The 13,510-nt window shown below is 44.8% G+C and carries 16 protein-coding genes; all 16 read right to left on the bottom strand.

What is annotated here, in order from left to right; genetic code table 11:
• Positions 1–4: 4 nt before the first annotated feature.
• The 16 genes from HZ996_04930 to HZ996_04855 all read right to left on the bottom strand — a co-directional run bounded on the left by HZ996_04930 (position 5) and on the right by HZ996_04855 (position 13,509).
• A complete protein-coding gene (locus HZ996_04930) occupies positions 5–538 on the bottom strand; it encodes a DUF420 domain-containing protein (protein QTN38517.1) in 534 nt (177 codons plus the stop codon).
• The gene (locus HZ996_04925; GenBank protein ID QTN38516.1) at positions 525–1,277 is read right to left on the bottom strand and encodes an SCO family protein; all 753 of its coding nucleotides are present in this window, start codon (positions 1,275–1,277) and stop codon (positions 525–527) included. Before HZ996_04925 ends, HZ996_04930 begins: the two co-directional genes overlap by 14 nt.
• Before the next feature lie 12 nt (positions 1,278–1,289).
• A complete protein-coding gene (locus HZ996_04920; GenBank protein QTN38515.1) occupies positions 1,290–1,604 on the bottom strand; it encodes a cytochrome C oxidase subunit IV family protein in 315 nt (104 codons plus the stop codon).
• 43 nt (positions 1,605–1,647) lie between these two features.
• Positions 1,648–2,556: a cytochrome c oxidase subunit 3 gene (locus tag HZ996_04915; protein ID QTN38514.1), complete on the bottom strand. Its 909-nt coding sequence runs from the start codon at positions 2,554–2,556 to the stop codon at positions 1,648–1,650.
• Between the two features lie 58 nt (positions 2,557–2,614).
• Positions 2,615–3,187 carry a heme-copper oxidase subunit III gene (locus tag HZ996_04910; protein QTN38513.1) on the bottom strand — a complete coding sequence of 191 codons (573 nt, stop codon included), beginning with the start codon at positions 3,185–3,187 and terminating at the stop codon, positions 2,615–2,617.
• Positions 3,181–4,074: a protoheme IX farnesyltransferase gene (cyoE, locus tag HZ996_04905; GenBank protein ID QTN38512.1), complete on the bottom strand. Its 894-nt coding sequence runs from the start codon at positions 4,072–4,074 to the stop codon at positions 3,181–3,183. The genes HZ996_04910 and cyoE overlap by 7 nt, the downstream gene beginning before the upstream one ends.
• A 39-nt stretch (positions 4,075–4,113) precedes the next feature.
• Positions 4,114–5,679 carry a hypothetical protein gene (locus HZ996_04900; protein ID QTN38511.1) on the bottom strand — a complete coding sequence of 522 codons (1,566 nt, stop codon included), beginning with the start codon at positions 5,677–5,679 and terminating at the stop codon, positions 4,114–4,116.
• 78 nt (positions 5,680–5,757) lie between these two features.
• Positions 5,758–6,894 carry an undecaprenyl/decaprenyl-phosphate alpha-N-acetylglucosaminyl 1-phosphate transferase gene (locus HZ996_04895; protein ID QTN38510.1) on the bottom strand — a complete coding sequence of 379 codons (1,137 nt, stop codon included), beginning with the start codon at positions 6,892–6,894 and terminating at the stop codon, positions 5,758–5,760.
• 68 nt (positions 6,895–6,962) lie between these two features.
• A complete protein-coding gene (locus HZ996_04890; GenBank protein ID QTN38509.1) occupies positions 6,963–7,919 on the bottom strand; it encodes an NAD-dependent epimerase/dehydratase family protein in 957 nt (318 codons plus the stop codon).
• A gap of 1 nt (position 7,920) precedes the next feature.
• Positions 7,921–9,081 (bottom strand): hypothetical protein, encoded by a 1,161-nt coding sequence (locus HZ996_04885; GenBank protein ID QTN38508.1) that lies wholly within the window; start codon positions 9,079–9,081, stop codon positions 7,921–7,923.
• Positions 9,082–9,085: 4 nt separating this feature from the next.
• A complete protein-coding gene (locus HZ996_04880; protein ID QTN38507.1) occupies positions 9,086–9,859 on the bottom strand; it encodes a 2,4-dihydroxyhept-2-ene-1,7-dioic acid aldolase in 774 nt (257 codons plus the stop codon).
• An 18-nt stretch (positions 9,860–9,877) separates the two neighbouring features.
• Positions 9,878–10,531: a cyclase family protein gene (locus HZ996_04875; GenBank protein ID QTN38506.1), complete on the bottom strand. Its 654-nt coding sequence runs from the start codon at positions 10,529–10,531 to the stop codon at positions 9,878–9,880.
• 1 nt (position 10,532) lies between these two features.
• Entirely contained in the window at positions 10,533–11,219 is a 687-nt protein-coding gene (locus HZ996_04870) for an acylneuraminate cytidylyltransferase family protein (protein ID QTN38505.1), read from the bottom strand.
• A complete protein-coding gene (locus HZ996_04865) occupies positions 11,216–11,692 on the bottom strand; it encodes a YhcH/YjgK/YiaL family protein (protein QTN38504.1) in 477 nt (158 codons plus the stop codon). Before HZ996_04865 ends, HZ996_04870 begins: the two co-directional genes overlap by 4 nt.
• Entirely contained in the window at positions 11,682–12,761 is a 1,080-nt protein-coding gene (locus HZ996_04860; GenBank protein QTN40003.1) for a 3-dehydroquinate synthase, read from the bottom strand. The genes HZ996_04865 and HZ996_04860 overlap by 11 nt, the downstream gene beginning before the upstream one ends.
• Positions 12,754–13,509, bottom strand: coding sequence for an SDR family oxidoreductase (locus HZ996_04855; protein QTN38503.1), 756 nt, complete (start codon positions 13,507–13,509; stop codon positions 12,754–12,756). The genes HZ996_04860 and HZ996_04855 overlap by 8 nt, the downstream gene beginning before the upstream one ends.
• Position 13,510: the final 1 nt, after the last annotated feature.

Here is a 13,510-nt window from a genome sequence, read left to right as displayed (position 1 = left end):
AAATTCAGAAGCTGTAATACGGCGCCATGAAAAGGTAGACGAGCACACCGGTTACGGATACATAGAACCAGATGGGCCAGGTGATCTTGGCGATGCGGCGATGCTTGTCGAACTCGCCCTTGGTGCCTCGGTAGATGCTGAAGAGTGCCAACGGCACGATGAAGATGGCCAAGAAAATATGAGAGATCAGGATGAAGTAGTACACACTGCGCATTATCCCCTCTCCCCCATAAGGAGTTGGAGGCGTATTGACCTTAGAAAGGACATAGCTGACCAAGAAGAAGGAACTCAGGACGAAGGCCGTCCACATGACTTTCTGATGGGCCTCGCGCTTACCCGATTTTATCAACCACAAACCCAAGGCAAGGAGCACTGAAACGGTACCGTTGATGGTGGCGTGAAAAAGCGGGAAGTTGGCGTCGATGTTGACCAGATCCATGGGGAAGTAGATCAAGACCGCGACGGCTACAGGAATAATGATGGAGAGCGCGATGATGATCGGCACCCAGACCTTGTCGTTCAGATTAGTTGTTGCCATGTTCCATTCGTTTCTTTTCGGCCCGTTTGGTGGCAAGACGGTACTCTGCTAATAACACCTTAATGTCGTCAATAAGTTCATTCACCTCTGCATCTGAGGTGCCATCGTACACCGCTCTTGGATTTCCGCGCTTGTCGATGCCCGAACGAATGTGTCCGTCCTTATCGATCAAGACCAAGTATTCCGAATGCAAAAACCCTCCAGGGGCCAAGTCGTCGACCATGGCGTTGACAAAATATCCTCGAGTGGCCACATCGTAGATGCTGTCGCGCGGGCCGGTCAAAAAGGTCCATTTATCCCAGTTGACCCCGATATCATCACCGTAGGCCTTCAGCACTTCTGAAGTGTCGTGTTCGGGGTCTACGCTGAAGCTGAGCAGGGCGAAGTCGTCGTACTCCTCAAAGCGGCTCTGTAGGCGAAGCATGCTTTGCTGCATGGCCGGGCAGATGGTCGGGCACGAGGTGAAGAAAAAGTCCGCGACGTATACCATCCCGCCGTAGGCGGAAGACTCAAATTCCTCCCCGTCCTGATCAATCAAGGAGAAGTCGGGAATGCTGTGGTAGATGGTGTCCACGACCGGTCGGCCGTCGACTTCAATGGTGTCTACACCCAAACGCGGGCCGATGTAGCTCAAGTGCACAAAGTTGTGCCGTCCCGTTGTCAGGGCAATGTAAAAGGCTGAGGGAAATACGAGGATCGCCAGTAGTATGACGGCCTGCCTGAGCGCTTTGGATTTCATGTAACGTTTCTTTTAGCTGATCACTTGGTAGATGTATCCACCTTCAACTAAAAGAATAAACACCAAATAAGGAATAAGGATCAAAGCGGGCAATGCAATGGCCCATCTCATTCCAGAACGCTCGTATTTGAAGTGCATGAAGTACATCACAATGTAGTACGCCTTCACGAGGGTCAAGATGATAAAGGTCAAGTTCAATAGGCTGGTGCCCATGACGTTCACCATCATCACATCCGGCTTGATGATACCCAAGGCTACCTCAACAGTCGTGACGACCAAAAGCAACCAAAAAACGAACCAAATACGCTTAACAGAAATTCCAGACATAATCTTATCGCTTTGGGCCTACGGCCCGATGAAACTTTTCCTATTAGACCAGGTAGAAGAAGGTGAAGACGAATACCCACACCAAGTCTACAAAGTGCCAGTACAATCCAACTTTTTCAACCATCTCATAGTGGCCGCGCGCCTGATAGGTACCTGCCAAAATGTTGATGAAAATAACAATGTTCAGTACCACACCAGAGAACACGTGAAATCCGTGGAATCCGGTGATAAAGAAGAAGAAGTTCGCGAAGAGCGGCTGACCGTACTCGTTTCGGGTCATGTTGGCTCCCTGTACCACCATCGCTTCTGGGAAGTGCTCCAAGGCCTCTTCCTTACTCATGGTGATCCCTTCTTTTCCGGGTTCTTTCAGGCTGTACTCTCCAGCTGCAAATCCTTCTTGCACTTGAGCAATTTCAAAGTGCTCGTGATGTCCGTGGGCACCGTGATGATCGGGACCGTGAACGACCGTACCTAAACTAATGTGTTCCCCTTCGGCATCCACCACATGCATGATTTCACCTGTAGTCAATTCGATGGCCCCCTTATCTCCGATGATGAAGTGATACCACTCCCAAGCCTGTGAGCCCAAGAAGATGAATCCACCGATGATGGTAGCAAACATCCACATGGCCACTTTCTTCTGGTTCATGTGCTCCCCTTCGTGCACGGCCAATACCATGGTCACAGAAGACATAATCAGAATGAAGGTCATCAAGGCCACATAAAGAAGTGGCTGGTCTCCTTCAACAAATGGGAAGTGGGTAAAAACGTTTTCTGCGATGGGCCAAGTTTCGATGAACTTGAAGCGCATCAGACCGTAAGCGGTCAAAAATCCGGAGAAAGTCAGCGCATCCGACACCAAGAAAAACCACATCATAAGTTTTCCGTAGCTCGCACCAAACGGGCGATTACCTCCGCCCCACACGTTTTCTTCTGCTGCAACCGTTGCCATTAAAAGGGTCTTTAGTTAGGTGGTGCAATAATACGAAGTTTTTGCAAAAAGCCAGTGTTTATCGCACCAGTAGAAGGAAGACAAAAAGGTAGATCCACACCCCGTCCAAGAAGTGCCAGAACTGCCCGCCGATCTCCAATCCAAGTATATTTCCGTTGTCGTATTTTCCTCTAAGGCCATTGACCATCATGTACAGAAGGCTGATGAAGCCAAAAGCCACGTGCACCAAGTGCGCAATAACAATGACGTACAAGAAGCTCCCCGCCGCATTGGACGACTCCCCGGTGAAGTAAATCCCACCGTTGATTAGGGTCTCAAACGCCTCGAACTGCATGTATACGAAGATGCTGCCCAGGATAAAGGTTCCGAGCAAACCGCTCAGCATTTTGTTCCGGTCCTGAGCCTTGGCAGCGCGCGTCGCAAAAATCATGGTCACACTACTCAGGACAATGGCCACCGTACTGATGTACATATCCTGCGGAAGGTCAAAGAGGATCCAATTGCCTTCGGCCCGACGAACGATGTATCCCGAGGTCAACCCCGCAAATACCATGGCCATACTGACCATGCCGATCCACAACATCGGCTTCGCCGCCTTCTTTCTCTGCTCCTTAAGTACTGAATCTACCATATCGCGTCAAGCACATAAATGATCTGAACCACGGGCATATAGATGATGCTCGCGAACATCAATTTCTTTGCCTCCACAACCGATTGGCCTCTAAAAAGGTTCCAGCTTTGCCAGAGGAAAAGTCCGCCTGCCAAAGCCACCGCTACAGCACCTGGTGTGCTTAAAATGAGGCTCCCGGTCAGTCCGGTCGCCGGAATCAGACTAGCAATGACGGTCCAAACGGTGTAGAACACGGCCTGAATGGCGCTGCTGTTGTCCCGCTTACCGCTAGGAAGGAGCACGTAGCCCGCTTTCTTGTAGTCATCGTCCAGAATCCAGGCAATGGCCCAGAAGTGAGGGAATTGCCAGAAAAACTGCATCGCGAAGAGCATGCCCGGCTCAATATCAAAGTCGTTGTTGGCGGCCACCCAGCCCAACATGAATGGAATGGCTCCTGGAATGGCCCCGATGAACACTGCGAGTGGCGTCACGCCCTTAAGTGGGGTGTATACGGCCGTATAAATGAAGAGGCTCAATGCCCCGAACATGGCCGACAGCGGATTGATCCAGTACAGCAAACCGAGACCTACAAGTCCCATAACGGTCGCGGCGATCAAGGCCTGGAGAACCGATAATCGTCCCGCAGGGACAGGGCGGTCTTTGGTCCGATCCATCAATGCATCCTGATTGCGCTCAATCACCTGGTTAAAAGCGTTCGAAGAACCCACAACCAAGAAGCCACCCAAAAGAAGTAGGGTGAACATGAAGCCATCGAAGGCCGGCATCCCGATCAGGTAACCTGCTCCGGCACTAAACACAACGCTTGTGGCCAAGCGCGGCTTCGCCAAAGCGACGTAATCCTTGAAGCTCGATGTCTGTGTAGCAGTGATTTCTTGGGCCTCCTTCATAAGTGCGTGCAAAGATAACACTTGCGGACTTAAAAGGGGTCAGTAGTCGTAGTAGTAATTTGCAAACAAGGTCCGAAGGCCAAAATACCAGTACGTAAAGGACTCGTCCGTCACTTCTGAATTGGCATTACGAATCATGACGCCCGTTTCAATCTGCAAGTTCGTCGCCGGATTCACCACCCACGCGGCCTGAAGATCCGTAAAGAAGACCTCGGTCCGAACACCTTGGCCAATTTCATTGCCGTATTCCTGCTCGCGCTCGTCATAGCTGATGAGCGGATTGGCGCCCCAATTCGAACCAAGGGTATCGCGCCCTTGAACCAGGTAATTGAACTGAGCCTTGAAGCGCCATCGGTCTTTGTTGTAACGGAAAATGGCCACACCTTCCCTCAGGTTTCCACCTGCCGGATGCGCATTGCTGTAGTTGTAGTGGGTGAAACTCGTGAAGGTACTCCGATGGCTGTACATGTAGGGGCGGATCTGGTTGTACTCCAGCTGCGCATGGAGGCCCTCAATGCCCAAATTATATCCCTTCACACCCAATTGCCAAGCAAACTTGTTGGCCCACCAGCCGTCGCCCGAAAGGATCTCACTAAACTTGAGTTCATCTAAGGAGAATTGCCCATAAAAGGTGAAATGGTCATTCAAGGAATACCTGAGGTTGGTCCCTAACATAGCATTTCCTCCTCCCGAATTGACTGCGTACTCCGCCGCCCTCAGGAAAATAATGGGATTCAGCATTTCGGGTTCCATTCTCCCTACTCCACTGCTATCGCCTGCCCAAACAATGGTCTCAAAAAGGCTCCACTCCCACTTCGGCGCAAAATTCCAACTCAGATAGTGAGCGCTCACATACTTTCTGAAATAGCTATTCTGACTGGGCGGAGTCCAGTTTATATCGCGTTGAACGGTCCAAAGATTCACATACTGGAACTGGCCCACATTGGTGCGAATTTCAAAGAACGGCGAGTTCATCGCGTTATCGCTCCAAATCAATGAGCGGTAGCCGTCTCCAATAAAGTGCTTATCTGTTCCCCCTCGAAGAGTAAAAAACTTGTTCAGTCGCCACATTATCGTACCGCGCCCCCAATACCAGGAAAGAGCACCATTCGGGTCATTTTGGGGTACCACGCGACCGGGAACCGCATTTAATAATCGTACCCGCGCGTCAACGTAATCCGGGAATCGCTCAAATCCAAAGTACAGGCCGGTTTGAAACCAAACATTCTTCCCGATCCGCCCTTCTGCGCTAAACCCGTAGGTATCCGTAAACGGAAAACGAGAATTATTCGAAAATCCAGAACGAAAATCAACCACCGGGTCAATCGTAATATGATAATCCTCGGTGTTCTGATCGACTAAGTGCTCTTCAAATAGCTTGCGATAGAGCCAGTTTCTTTGACTCTGAGCCTGCGGCTCGATGCGGCACTTCCCCTCGTCAATCAACGGCAGAAAGGAGCTGTGCTCCACCCCTCCTTCGGCCTGCGCACTATACACCAAATCGGCATTCAAGGGCACGGTAGGGTATTGAGCTACCAACGAATACGGCAAGATGGATATAAAGAATACCGCAACTGGGTAGAGACTTCTCCTATATAAGCTCATTTGAAACTGGCATGTAAATGCCCGAGGGAAATAGATGCCAAAATTAATCGCATGTAATACCACAGGACTAATTTAGCTTTAATGACTTACTTGGTCATCTTCCTTTTCTTTCTTTACATCCGTTTGCAACAGCTGGGAAATTTTAATCGAACCATCTTTCCGTTCAATCATAAACGGAATCAAGGATAGGAGAATGCCAAAGGATAACAGCATTATCAAATGAGTATGTATCCCGTTATGATTGAAATAAAGCGAAAAGCCAATGACAATTAAGCTAAACATATACACCATAATGGATGACTGGGTATGAGATAAACCAAGTGACAATAGTCTGTGATGAATATGGTTCTTATCCGCTTCAAATGGGCTTTTCTTATTGAGTATTCGCACTATGAAAACACGTAAAGTATCCATTAAAGGAAAAAACAGAACAGAGATTGCAATCACAGGAGCATTCCTAACAATGATTTGACTTTCTGATGATTGATTCAACTGAATAAACTTAACGGCAAGAAACGCCAAGAGGTATCCGACTATCATCGATCCAGTATCTCCCATAAAAATCTTTTGTCGCCTCGAAAAGTTGAACCAAAGGAAGCTCAGGAGGCTGCCGATAAGCGCACTTGAAAGAAGAACATAGTCCGTATCTCCATCCAGATAAAAATACGTGCCAAAAAAAACAGTACCTATTAAGGCTATACCCCCGGCCAGTCCATCTATTCCATCAATCAAGTTAAAAGCGTTGATGATGAGAACAGACACAAAAACAGTGAAAGCTACACTCACCAAATATGGTAGCTCATGAATGCCTAAGAGGCCCTGAAATTTTTCAATCCTAACATCACACAGTACTGTCAATACTACCGCGCAAATAATCTGCGTGGTAAACTTAGTAATCGGCGCAAGGACTAATATATCATCTTTTATGCCTGTAAAGAAGAGTATAATAAGCGCCCCTAGCATTACAAATAATTCATTAGACCCCTGAAAACTTGCGAAAATGCAAAGAGCGATTGAGAGTCCGAAGAAAATTCCGACACCGCCTAAGGTCGGTACTTTATTAGAATGGGAACTTCTTTCACCGGGCACATCCATAAGGTGTTTTATCCTTGCAACCCGAATAATTACTGGAATCGACATTGCCGTCAAGCTAAGGGCTAGTAGACCGCTAATGATAGCAACAGCGTGAGAAGATAAAAGGCTCGTCCACCACATACAATAGAATATTAAGGAGACAGCGCGCTTACAAAGATATAAGATTAATTATTCTATGAGGAAAAAGGTCAATTCCAATCCTCAGATTTCATTGTCTTTCTCAACCCTTCTTCTAAGGAGAAAGGCGCTACAAATCCTGAACCATGAGCTTTCTCCGCATTAAAAACAGTAGTGGCGCAAAATTTTCGGATTCGTACAGCACTTATGGGGAACTCTTTTCTTGTTATCCTACTCAATAGGTCAACACTATAACCGAGGACAACTCCAATCACATACGGGATTCTAATTTTAGGCACTTTGATATTCATCGCTGCCTCGACGGCTATAACGAGTTCATTCATGCTAAGATCAGGCTTATCTACGTAGTTGTAAATGTTTACGCCGTGATGCAAAGACTCACAGTTATAAGCAATAAATTCTACCAAGTTCTCAACATAGGCCATTGACTTTTGATTGATCCCTTTTCCAATTCTCAGGAATCGACCTGTTGCAATTTGGCGAAGAAGATTGTACACATTTCCGCGGTTGTTAGGTCCAAAAACAACAGTCGGCCTTACAATGACTAATTCTCGATTGTTGCTTTCATGAGCCCAATTCTCAAATACCTTTTCGGCTTCCCATTTGCTTTTCCCGTAATCATTAAACGGATCTTCTGGGAACAACTCATCTGGATTATCCTTGTTCAATCCATAAATGGCTACTGAGCTAGTGAATATTATCTTTTGAATTCCAAGATTCCTAGCAGCTTTACAAATATTCTCTGCCCCACCCACATTTACGTCATAGTACAAACTTATCGGCATCACATTGTCTTTATGTTCAGCCGCTAAGTTTATGACGATATCAGTGCCTACTAATGCTGTTTCAATCAGTTCAGTATCCTGGACGTTAGCAAGCGTGGTTATTTCCGGAAAAGTTGTAGACATTGACTTGTCAATATTGACTACATCTTGCCCTAGCCCTCTTAGTCTTTTGATTAAATAGGTTCCGATAAACCCACTCCCCCCGATTACGCTGATTTTCACCTTACTTCTTCATTATTTTATCCACTATGACAAAGTCGGGATCTTTTGTTCCTCGTAGAAAAAAGTAGTCGATTTTTCTAGGTTTTTTAGTCCCTTTATAGGGCTCTTTTAAAAAGACCTTTAATTTCTCCGGATCCCCCGAATTTGCTTCCGCTAATTGCTCAAAAAACTCCGGAACTTCATGTTGATCAATTTCAATTAACCCAAGCCCAGATTTTTCGGAAACACCAAGAATCAGCATAGAAGAATAATGGCCAAGGTAATGCGAAGTATAAGGAAAGTCTGTTCGAAGAGTAACGTTCGAATTCTTCAAAACACCGTCGTACAAAGACCTATCACTTCTTGGATGCAGCTTGAAATACACCTTTCGGCTGTCAGGCAAAAAAGAACTCACGCGTCCCATCAATGAATCATGCTCTTTCTTCGTCATACGCCCATCTTCAACCAAGGTTTGGCAAATATAGGTTATAGCATCTTCAGGATCTTCTTGCAATAAGTTCCGGTGGCTGAAATAGTCTGGGTTGCCAATAACCGAGAACTCCCTATTCTCAGGATAGTAGTGATACATTGTAAACCAATCGGCCCAATATTCGCCCCAAACAAATAAATGATCAGACTGAATATTCGATAAATCTCCTTTAAGCAACCATTTCCTAATATTCTCCGAATTAAGAAAGTCCTTATTCAAGAGAAAGCCCATTAATCTCAAACGATTACTGTTCGCCAATATAAGCTGAACGAATCTTTTTAAATAGACTAGTTTTCGTTCTAAATTTGAAGTAAACCCTGCGACATCTCTTGACAAGTATTTCATATACATGCCATGTTGTATCTGGGCGGTCATCACACCATGAAGCCTATATATACTTGTCCAATAGAGATCAGGAATTCGATAACTGTAAGTAAGGAATAATACTTCTTGAACATTTTGATTCGAAATGAACCCGTGAACTTCATTTGATCGAAGTACTTTAACATTCTCGTTGGAACAAATGGAAATAACTTCTTCTTCGTTTACAAAAGGTTCGATTTGAACGTAACACTCGAGATCCGAAAGCCGTGATTTAAGTTTCTTAAGAAGAGGCAACACATAGCGTCCTATGTTGCTCGGAGTTACTTCATGTACTATACAACTCTTGTACGCCCCGCTAAAATTCTTCATGAAATTACTTACTCAGAGAATTTATCTCCTCTATTAAAGCACGAGACTTATCGCCTAGCAGCATAAAATCCGTACTAACGGCTAGAAAAGTATGACCTGCATCAATGGCCTCCAGCATTAAATCCCCTTTTGGAGGAACTACGTGATATCCTGTCCTAATTCCCATCTTCGAGCAAACTTCCTTAAACCTCTGAAGCTTAGCTTTAAAACCAAAATCCTCAAATGAACCCGGCATTCCTAAAGACCCAGACAGATCATATGGACCAATCATAGCCGCGTCAAGCTGAGGAACCTCAAAGATTTCTTCTAAATTATCAATAGCCTCGTAATGTTCTATTTGGGCTATAACGACTGAATATTCTACCAACCATTTTTTGTAATCCTCAAATCCCTGTCCATATCTCTGTGCTCTTGACAAGCCCACACCTCGTTTCCCTAATGGGGGGTAGTGTACATGATTCACGGCTGATAAGGCGTCGTGTTTTGTTTTAATCATAGGGACTATTACCCCATCAGCACCGGCGTCCATTGCGTGCTTAATATATACTTCTTCGTTTTGCTGAACACGAACTAGCGCAGCCATTCCCCTTGACTGTATAGTTGAAATCAGAATTTGAAGGCTACTCGGATCAATCAAATTATGCTCGACATCCACTGCAAGCCAATCAAAACCGGACTCTGCTAAAACTTCAATAATGCTCGGGTGACCTATAGTAATCCATGACCCTAGAGTCAGCTCACCATTTCGAATTTTAGATTTCAAGCTCGTGTTTTGCATTCTTCTATGTATTGTTCTCTAAACAGATGCTATAATTGTAACTGGTCCGCCATTACCATCTATTGTTCTTAGTGGGGCAACCATGGCCCATTCTGGCTCTGAAGTCAAGCCTTCTAATGCTACATCTTCAAGAACTACAATTGGATTTTCTCCACATAAAAAAGCTCGATGACTCAATCTTCCTTCTTCCCTGTGCTTCCAACTCGTAAGCGATATAAAGTCAAAACCAACGGCACGTATATTGGGGAATTCTTCCCTCAGATAAGAAGCGATCTCGGGCGCCAGTCCCGGATTATCGTTGTGATATTTATCATTTGAACGCCATTTTTCGTATCCAGTACGAATGAGCAAAAGATCTGTCTCATTCGATACATTTCTCAAGTCAAGGTCGCTGATCTGAATCAATTTTGCCCCTTCACAAGGAATGTCAATAAGCGCAACTTTATCAAAGTACAATTCGCTAGCTGAATACTCTGGTGTTTTTTTTCCATTATCGCAGAAATGAAATGGAGTATCCATATGCGTCCCCATATGATTGTTGGTGAACGTTATAGTACTGGTATTTGCCCCAACGCCATCCACTATGGTACTCTTTGGTGCAATTTTCAGCCGATCTCGGTCTCCGTATGACGGAGTGTTTTCATCCAAAACGTGGGACAAATAAGTCAGCATGTTACTTTTCTTTTTTGCGATTTAATAAATACTCCGCCCAATAAAAGTCTTCCCATTCATCAATATCAGCAGCTTCAAGAGGATCCATTTCGAAAAACAATGGATTTGATCCTAGACGGTTTTGCCTCAAAGCATTCATTTCTTTGGTAAAAATGTAAAAGCAGGAATTTTCATGATAAAGTGGCTCTAGTTTTTGAGTCTGGATGAGATGATTTGGATCGTGATTTACAGGTTTACCATCAACAAAATAAAATCGCTGCTTAATTGGCGTCACCGTCATCACCGAATCAAAATCATCCTGCTTCAGAAAACGTTGAATAGCCCTAGTAATAGTCTTACTTGATATGCAGGGGTTGGTGCTATGGGTTTGTAGAATTACCTCGTTTGTGGCATGCTTCAGGTCATATTCAATAAGAGGCTGGATACTCACCTCATCACCACAAAGATATTCAGGCCGCATCAATACTTTTACCTTCCCAAAATCTTGAACTAATTCCGCTATTTCAGTGGAATCTGTATTGACAATGACTTCGTCAATTTCCGTACAGGACTCTAATGTTTCCAAAACCCAGTGACATGCTGGTTTCCCAGCTAAAGGACGGGTATTCTTATTAGGCACTCTTTCTGAATGCGCCTTCATGGGAACAAGTGCAGTAACTTTCTGGGTAATCATTCCTCCATTTTTCATTCTGGTTCAGCAGACTTCGTGCTTACCTTAACCGTGATCTTTTTAATGAGCATGGGAGCCCTAACGTAATGCTGAGGCCCATGCCCGTCCTCCTCGAACATAATCGCAAATACACCATTACCGATATCTACATGCGTGCTTTGTGGGTGTGGGTTCTTAAAGAAGGTCCGATCTTTTGCTTGATCATAAGGAATGTTTACTTCCATCCCGATGATTGGAGACCACAAAACACGTTCGAGCCCGATCACTGGGTATTGAATGTCAATGACATGACGGTGCGATTCAAAACCTCTTTCAAAATGTTCAATCGTTTCGTACTCCGACACTATGGCTTTTACTCGCTCGTTGATCTCATAAACGCCAAGCTGGATCGAAGGCTCTTTCGCAGCCTCTTTTAACCACTTTAATCCAGCGTAAATATCAGGAGATAGTCCCTTGTAAATCTCGATGTTCTCTAGTGTATCAACTATCATTGCTCTGGTGGTATGTTCTTAAGTACTCATGCATCCAATCAACAAAAAGTTCATTAGGCTCAGTCAAATCCTTAAACACTCGTCCACATCCTTTATTCAAGATTAAACCCAATAAGTGGTCAACGTTCTTTTTGTCTTTCTTCAGGGCGTCCATCAGTGCATCTACGTCTAAATCCGAAATGCTGAAATCACTCCATATTTGCTCAAATAACTCGTGCATATGGTCAAAGGCCGGCCGCTCTAAATAACCCTTTTTCATGGATACGAAATTTGACATATCCATTCCAAAAGAAACAGCTATACCATGCGGAATAGCATATTGATAATAGCTTTCGATCGCATGCCCAAATGAGTGACCGTAATTAAAAACCTGTCGCTCATTCTTGTCGAATTCGTCGATTTCTATATACGCCTTTTTGATCTCCAAGCTCCGTTGTACCAATCCATTAATTACGTCGAGATCCTCGATCGCCTTTGGATAATCCGTTTTGTAGCGGTCAAAGTCCTCCTGGCTTTGAACAACGAAATAATGACACATTTCGCCTAATCCTGATTTCAATTCTGCCATAGATAGGCTGGACAAAAACCGCTTGTCAATAAATATCCGAACAGGGGGGTAAAAGCCCCCAATCTGATTTTTGAAATTCTTAAAGTTTATCGAGGTCTTTGAACCAATACAACTATCCCCTTGTGCTAAAAGCGTCGTGGGGAAAAAGAACCAGGAGACACCGCGGTAAAGTATAGATGCTATGAACGCTGTAACATCCTGTATGATTCCGCCCCCTATTCCGATCAACCTATGGTTACGTCTAAATCCATTTTTGATCAAATACTCTATCACGGGTTCTACACCTTGGTAACTCTTTGTCGACTCCGTTGCGTCCACAACAATAACCTCTTCCTCTTTCCACGGCCCGTTTGCCAATAGCTCGGGATACTCATGATAAATAACCCGATCTATAATGATCATGTCTCCGGATTTCCATGTTTCAAGCAAAGCCTTTTTCGAATCACTCGTGAAATGCACTTCATAATCCTGAATAGAGCTCTTTACTCGGAAATTAGACAATTGTGAATCCGCCATCTACAACGATATTTTGTCCGTTTATATATGTATTAAGGTCACTGGCTAAGAAAGCAACGGTTCTAGCCATTTCAATGGGCTCGGCCATTCTATTTACAGGAACTTTTTTACCCAGCTCGACCATTTCTGATGTGCTCAGGCTATTCTTCGTTAGTTCAGTTAAAGTGAACCCTGGAGAAACCGCGTTGGTCAAAACGTTGTGTTTGCCAAACTCGACAGCCAGAGTTTTTGTGAATCCAAGTATAGCGTGCTTACTGGAGGTATATAGAGCCCTATGAGGCTTCGATATCACTCCCCATATGGAAGAAATATTTACTATTCTTCCATAATTTTTTTGACGCATTCCACGAACAACGGCCTGCGTTATACTCCATGGTGCTCGGAAATTCAGATCCATCAATTTATCGTAGTCGACTTCCTCAAAAGTTTCAAAAGGTTTGATGATGTTCGTGCCCGCATTGTTCACGACAATATCAAAGCCCTTTTGCATTTCATCGTGGGCAAGAAATGAGTCAAAATTATCCTTATCAAGATAATCAACTGCAACGGCTTCGATATTTTCAGAATTACCATTCCTCTCTAACTCCCTTAGTGCGCTCTGGCAAGACTCTTCCTTGGTGCCCGTAAATACAACTTCAGCCCCATTCTCCGACAGGCATTTAACGATTTCAAACCCAATTCCTCGGGAACCTCCGGTGATTAATGCTCGCTTTCCCTTAAAGTTGATCTCCATG

The sequence above is a fragment of the Cryomorphaceae bacterium genome (assembly GCA_017798125.1).
In the GTDB taxonomy this organism is placed as follows: Bacteria; Bacteroidota; Bacteroidia; order Flavobacteriales; family ECT2AJA-044; genus ECT2AJA-044.
The sequence above is the reverse complement of the archived record's forward strand: the minus strand, read 5'-3'. Positions and strand labels throughout refer to the sequence as shown.

Excerpts from the sequence above, each read along its gene's own strand:
- HZ996_04925 (QTN38516.1), bottom strand. The coding sequence starts at position 1,277 with ATGAAATCCAAAGCGCTCAGGCAGGCCGTCATACTACTGGCGATCCTC.
- HZ996_04855 (QTN38503.1), bottom strand. The coding sequence starts at position 13,509 with ATGGAGATCAACTTTAAGGGAAAGCGAGCATTAATCACCGGAGGTTCC.
- HZ996_04865 (QTN38504.1), bottom strand. The coding sequence starts at position 11,692 with ATGATAGTTGATACACTAGAGAACATCGAGATTTACAAGGGACTATCT.
- HZ996_04920 (QTN38515.1), bottom strand. The coding sequence starts at position 1,604 with ATGTCTGGAATTTCTGTTAAGCGTATTTGGTTCGTTTTTTGGTTGCTT.
- HZ996_04900 (QTN38511.1), bottom strand. The coding sequence starts at position 5,679 with ATGAGCTTATATAGGAGAAGTCTCTACCCAGTTGCGGTATTCTTTATA.
- HZ996_04910 (QTN38513.1), bottom strand. The coding sequence starts at position 3,187 with ATGGTAGATTCAGTACTTAAGGAGCAGAGAAAGAAGGCGGCGAAGCCG.
- HZ996_04875 (QTN38506.1), bottom strand. The coding sequence starts at position 10,531 with ATGCTGACTTATTTGTCCCACGTTTTGGATGAAAACACTCCGTCATAC.
- HZ996_04870 (QTN38505.1), bottom strand. The coding sequence starts at position 11,219 with ATGAAAAATGGAGGAATGATTACCCAGAAAGTTACTGCACTTGTTCCC.
- HZ996_04895 (QTN38510.1), bottom strand. The coding sequence starts at position 6,894 with ATGTGGTGGACGAGCCTTTTATCTTCTCACGCTGTTGCTATCATTAGC.
- HZ996_04930 (QTN38517.1), bottom strand. The coding sequence starts at position 538 with ATGGCAACAACTAATCTGAACGACAAGGTCTGGGTGCCGATCATCATC.
- HZ996_04915 (QTN38514.1), bottom strand. The coding sequence starts at position 2,556 with ATGGCAACGGTTGCAGCAGAAGAAAACGTGTGGGGCGGAGGTAATCGC.
- cyoE (QTN38512.1), bottom strand. The coding sequence starts at position 4,074 with ATGAAGGAGGCCCAAGAAATCACTGCTACACAGACATCGAGCTTCAAG.
- HZ996_04880 (QTN38507.1), bottom strand. The coding sequence starts at position 9,859 with ATGCAAAACACGAGCTTGAAATCTAAAATTCGAAATGGTGAGCTGACT.
- HZ996_04885 (QTN38508.1), bottom strand. The coding sequence starts at position 9,081 with ATGAAGAATTTTAGCGGGGCGTACAAGAGTTGTATAGTACATGAAGTA.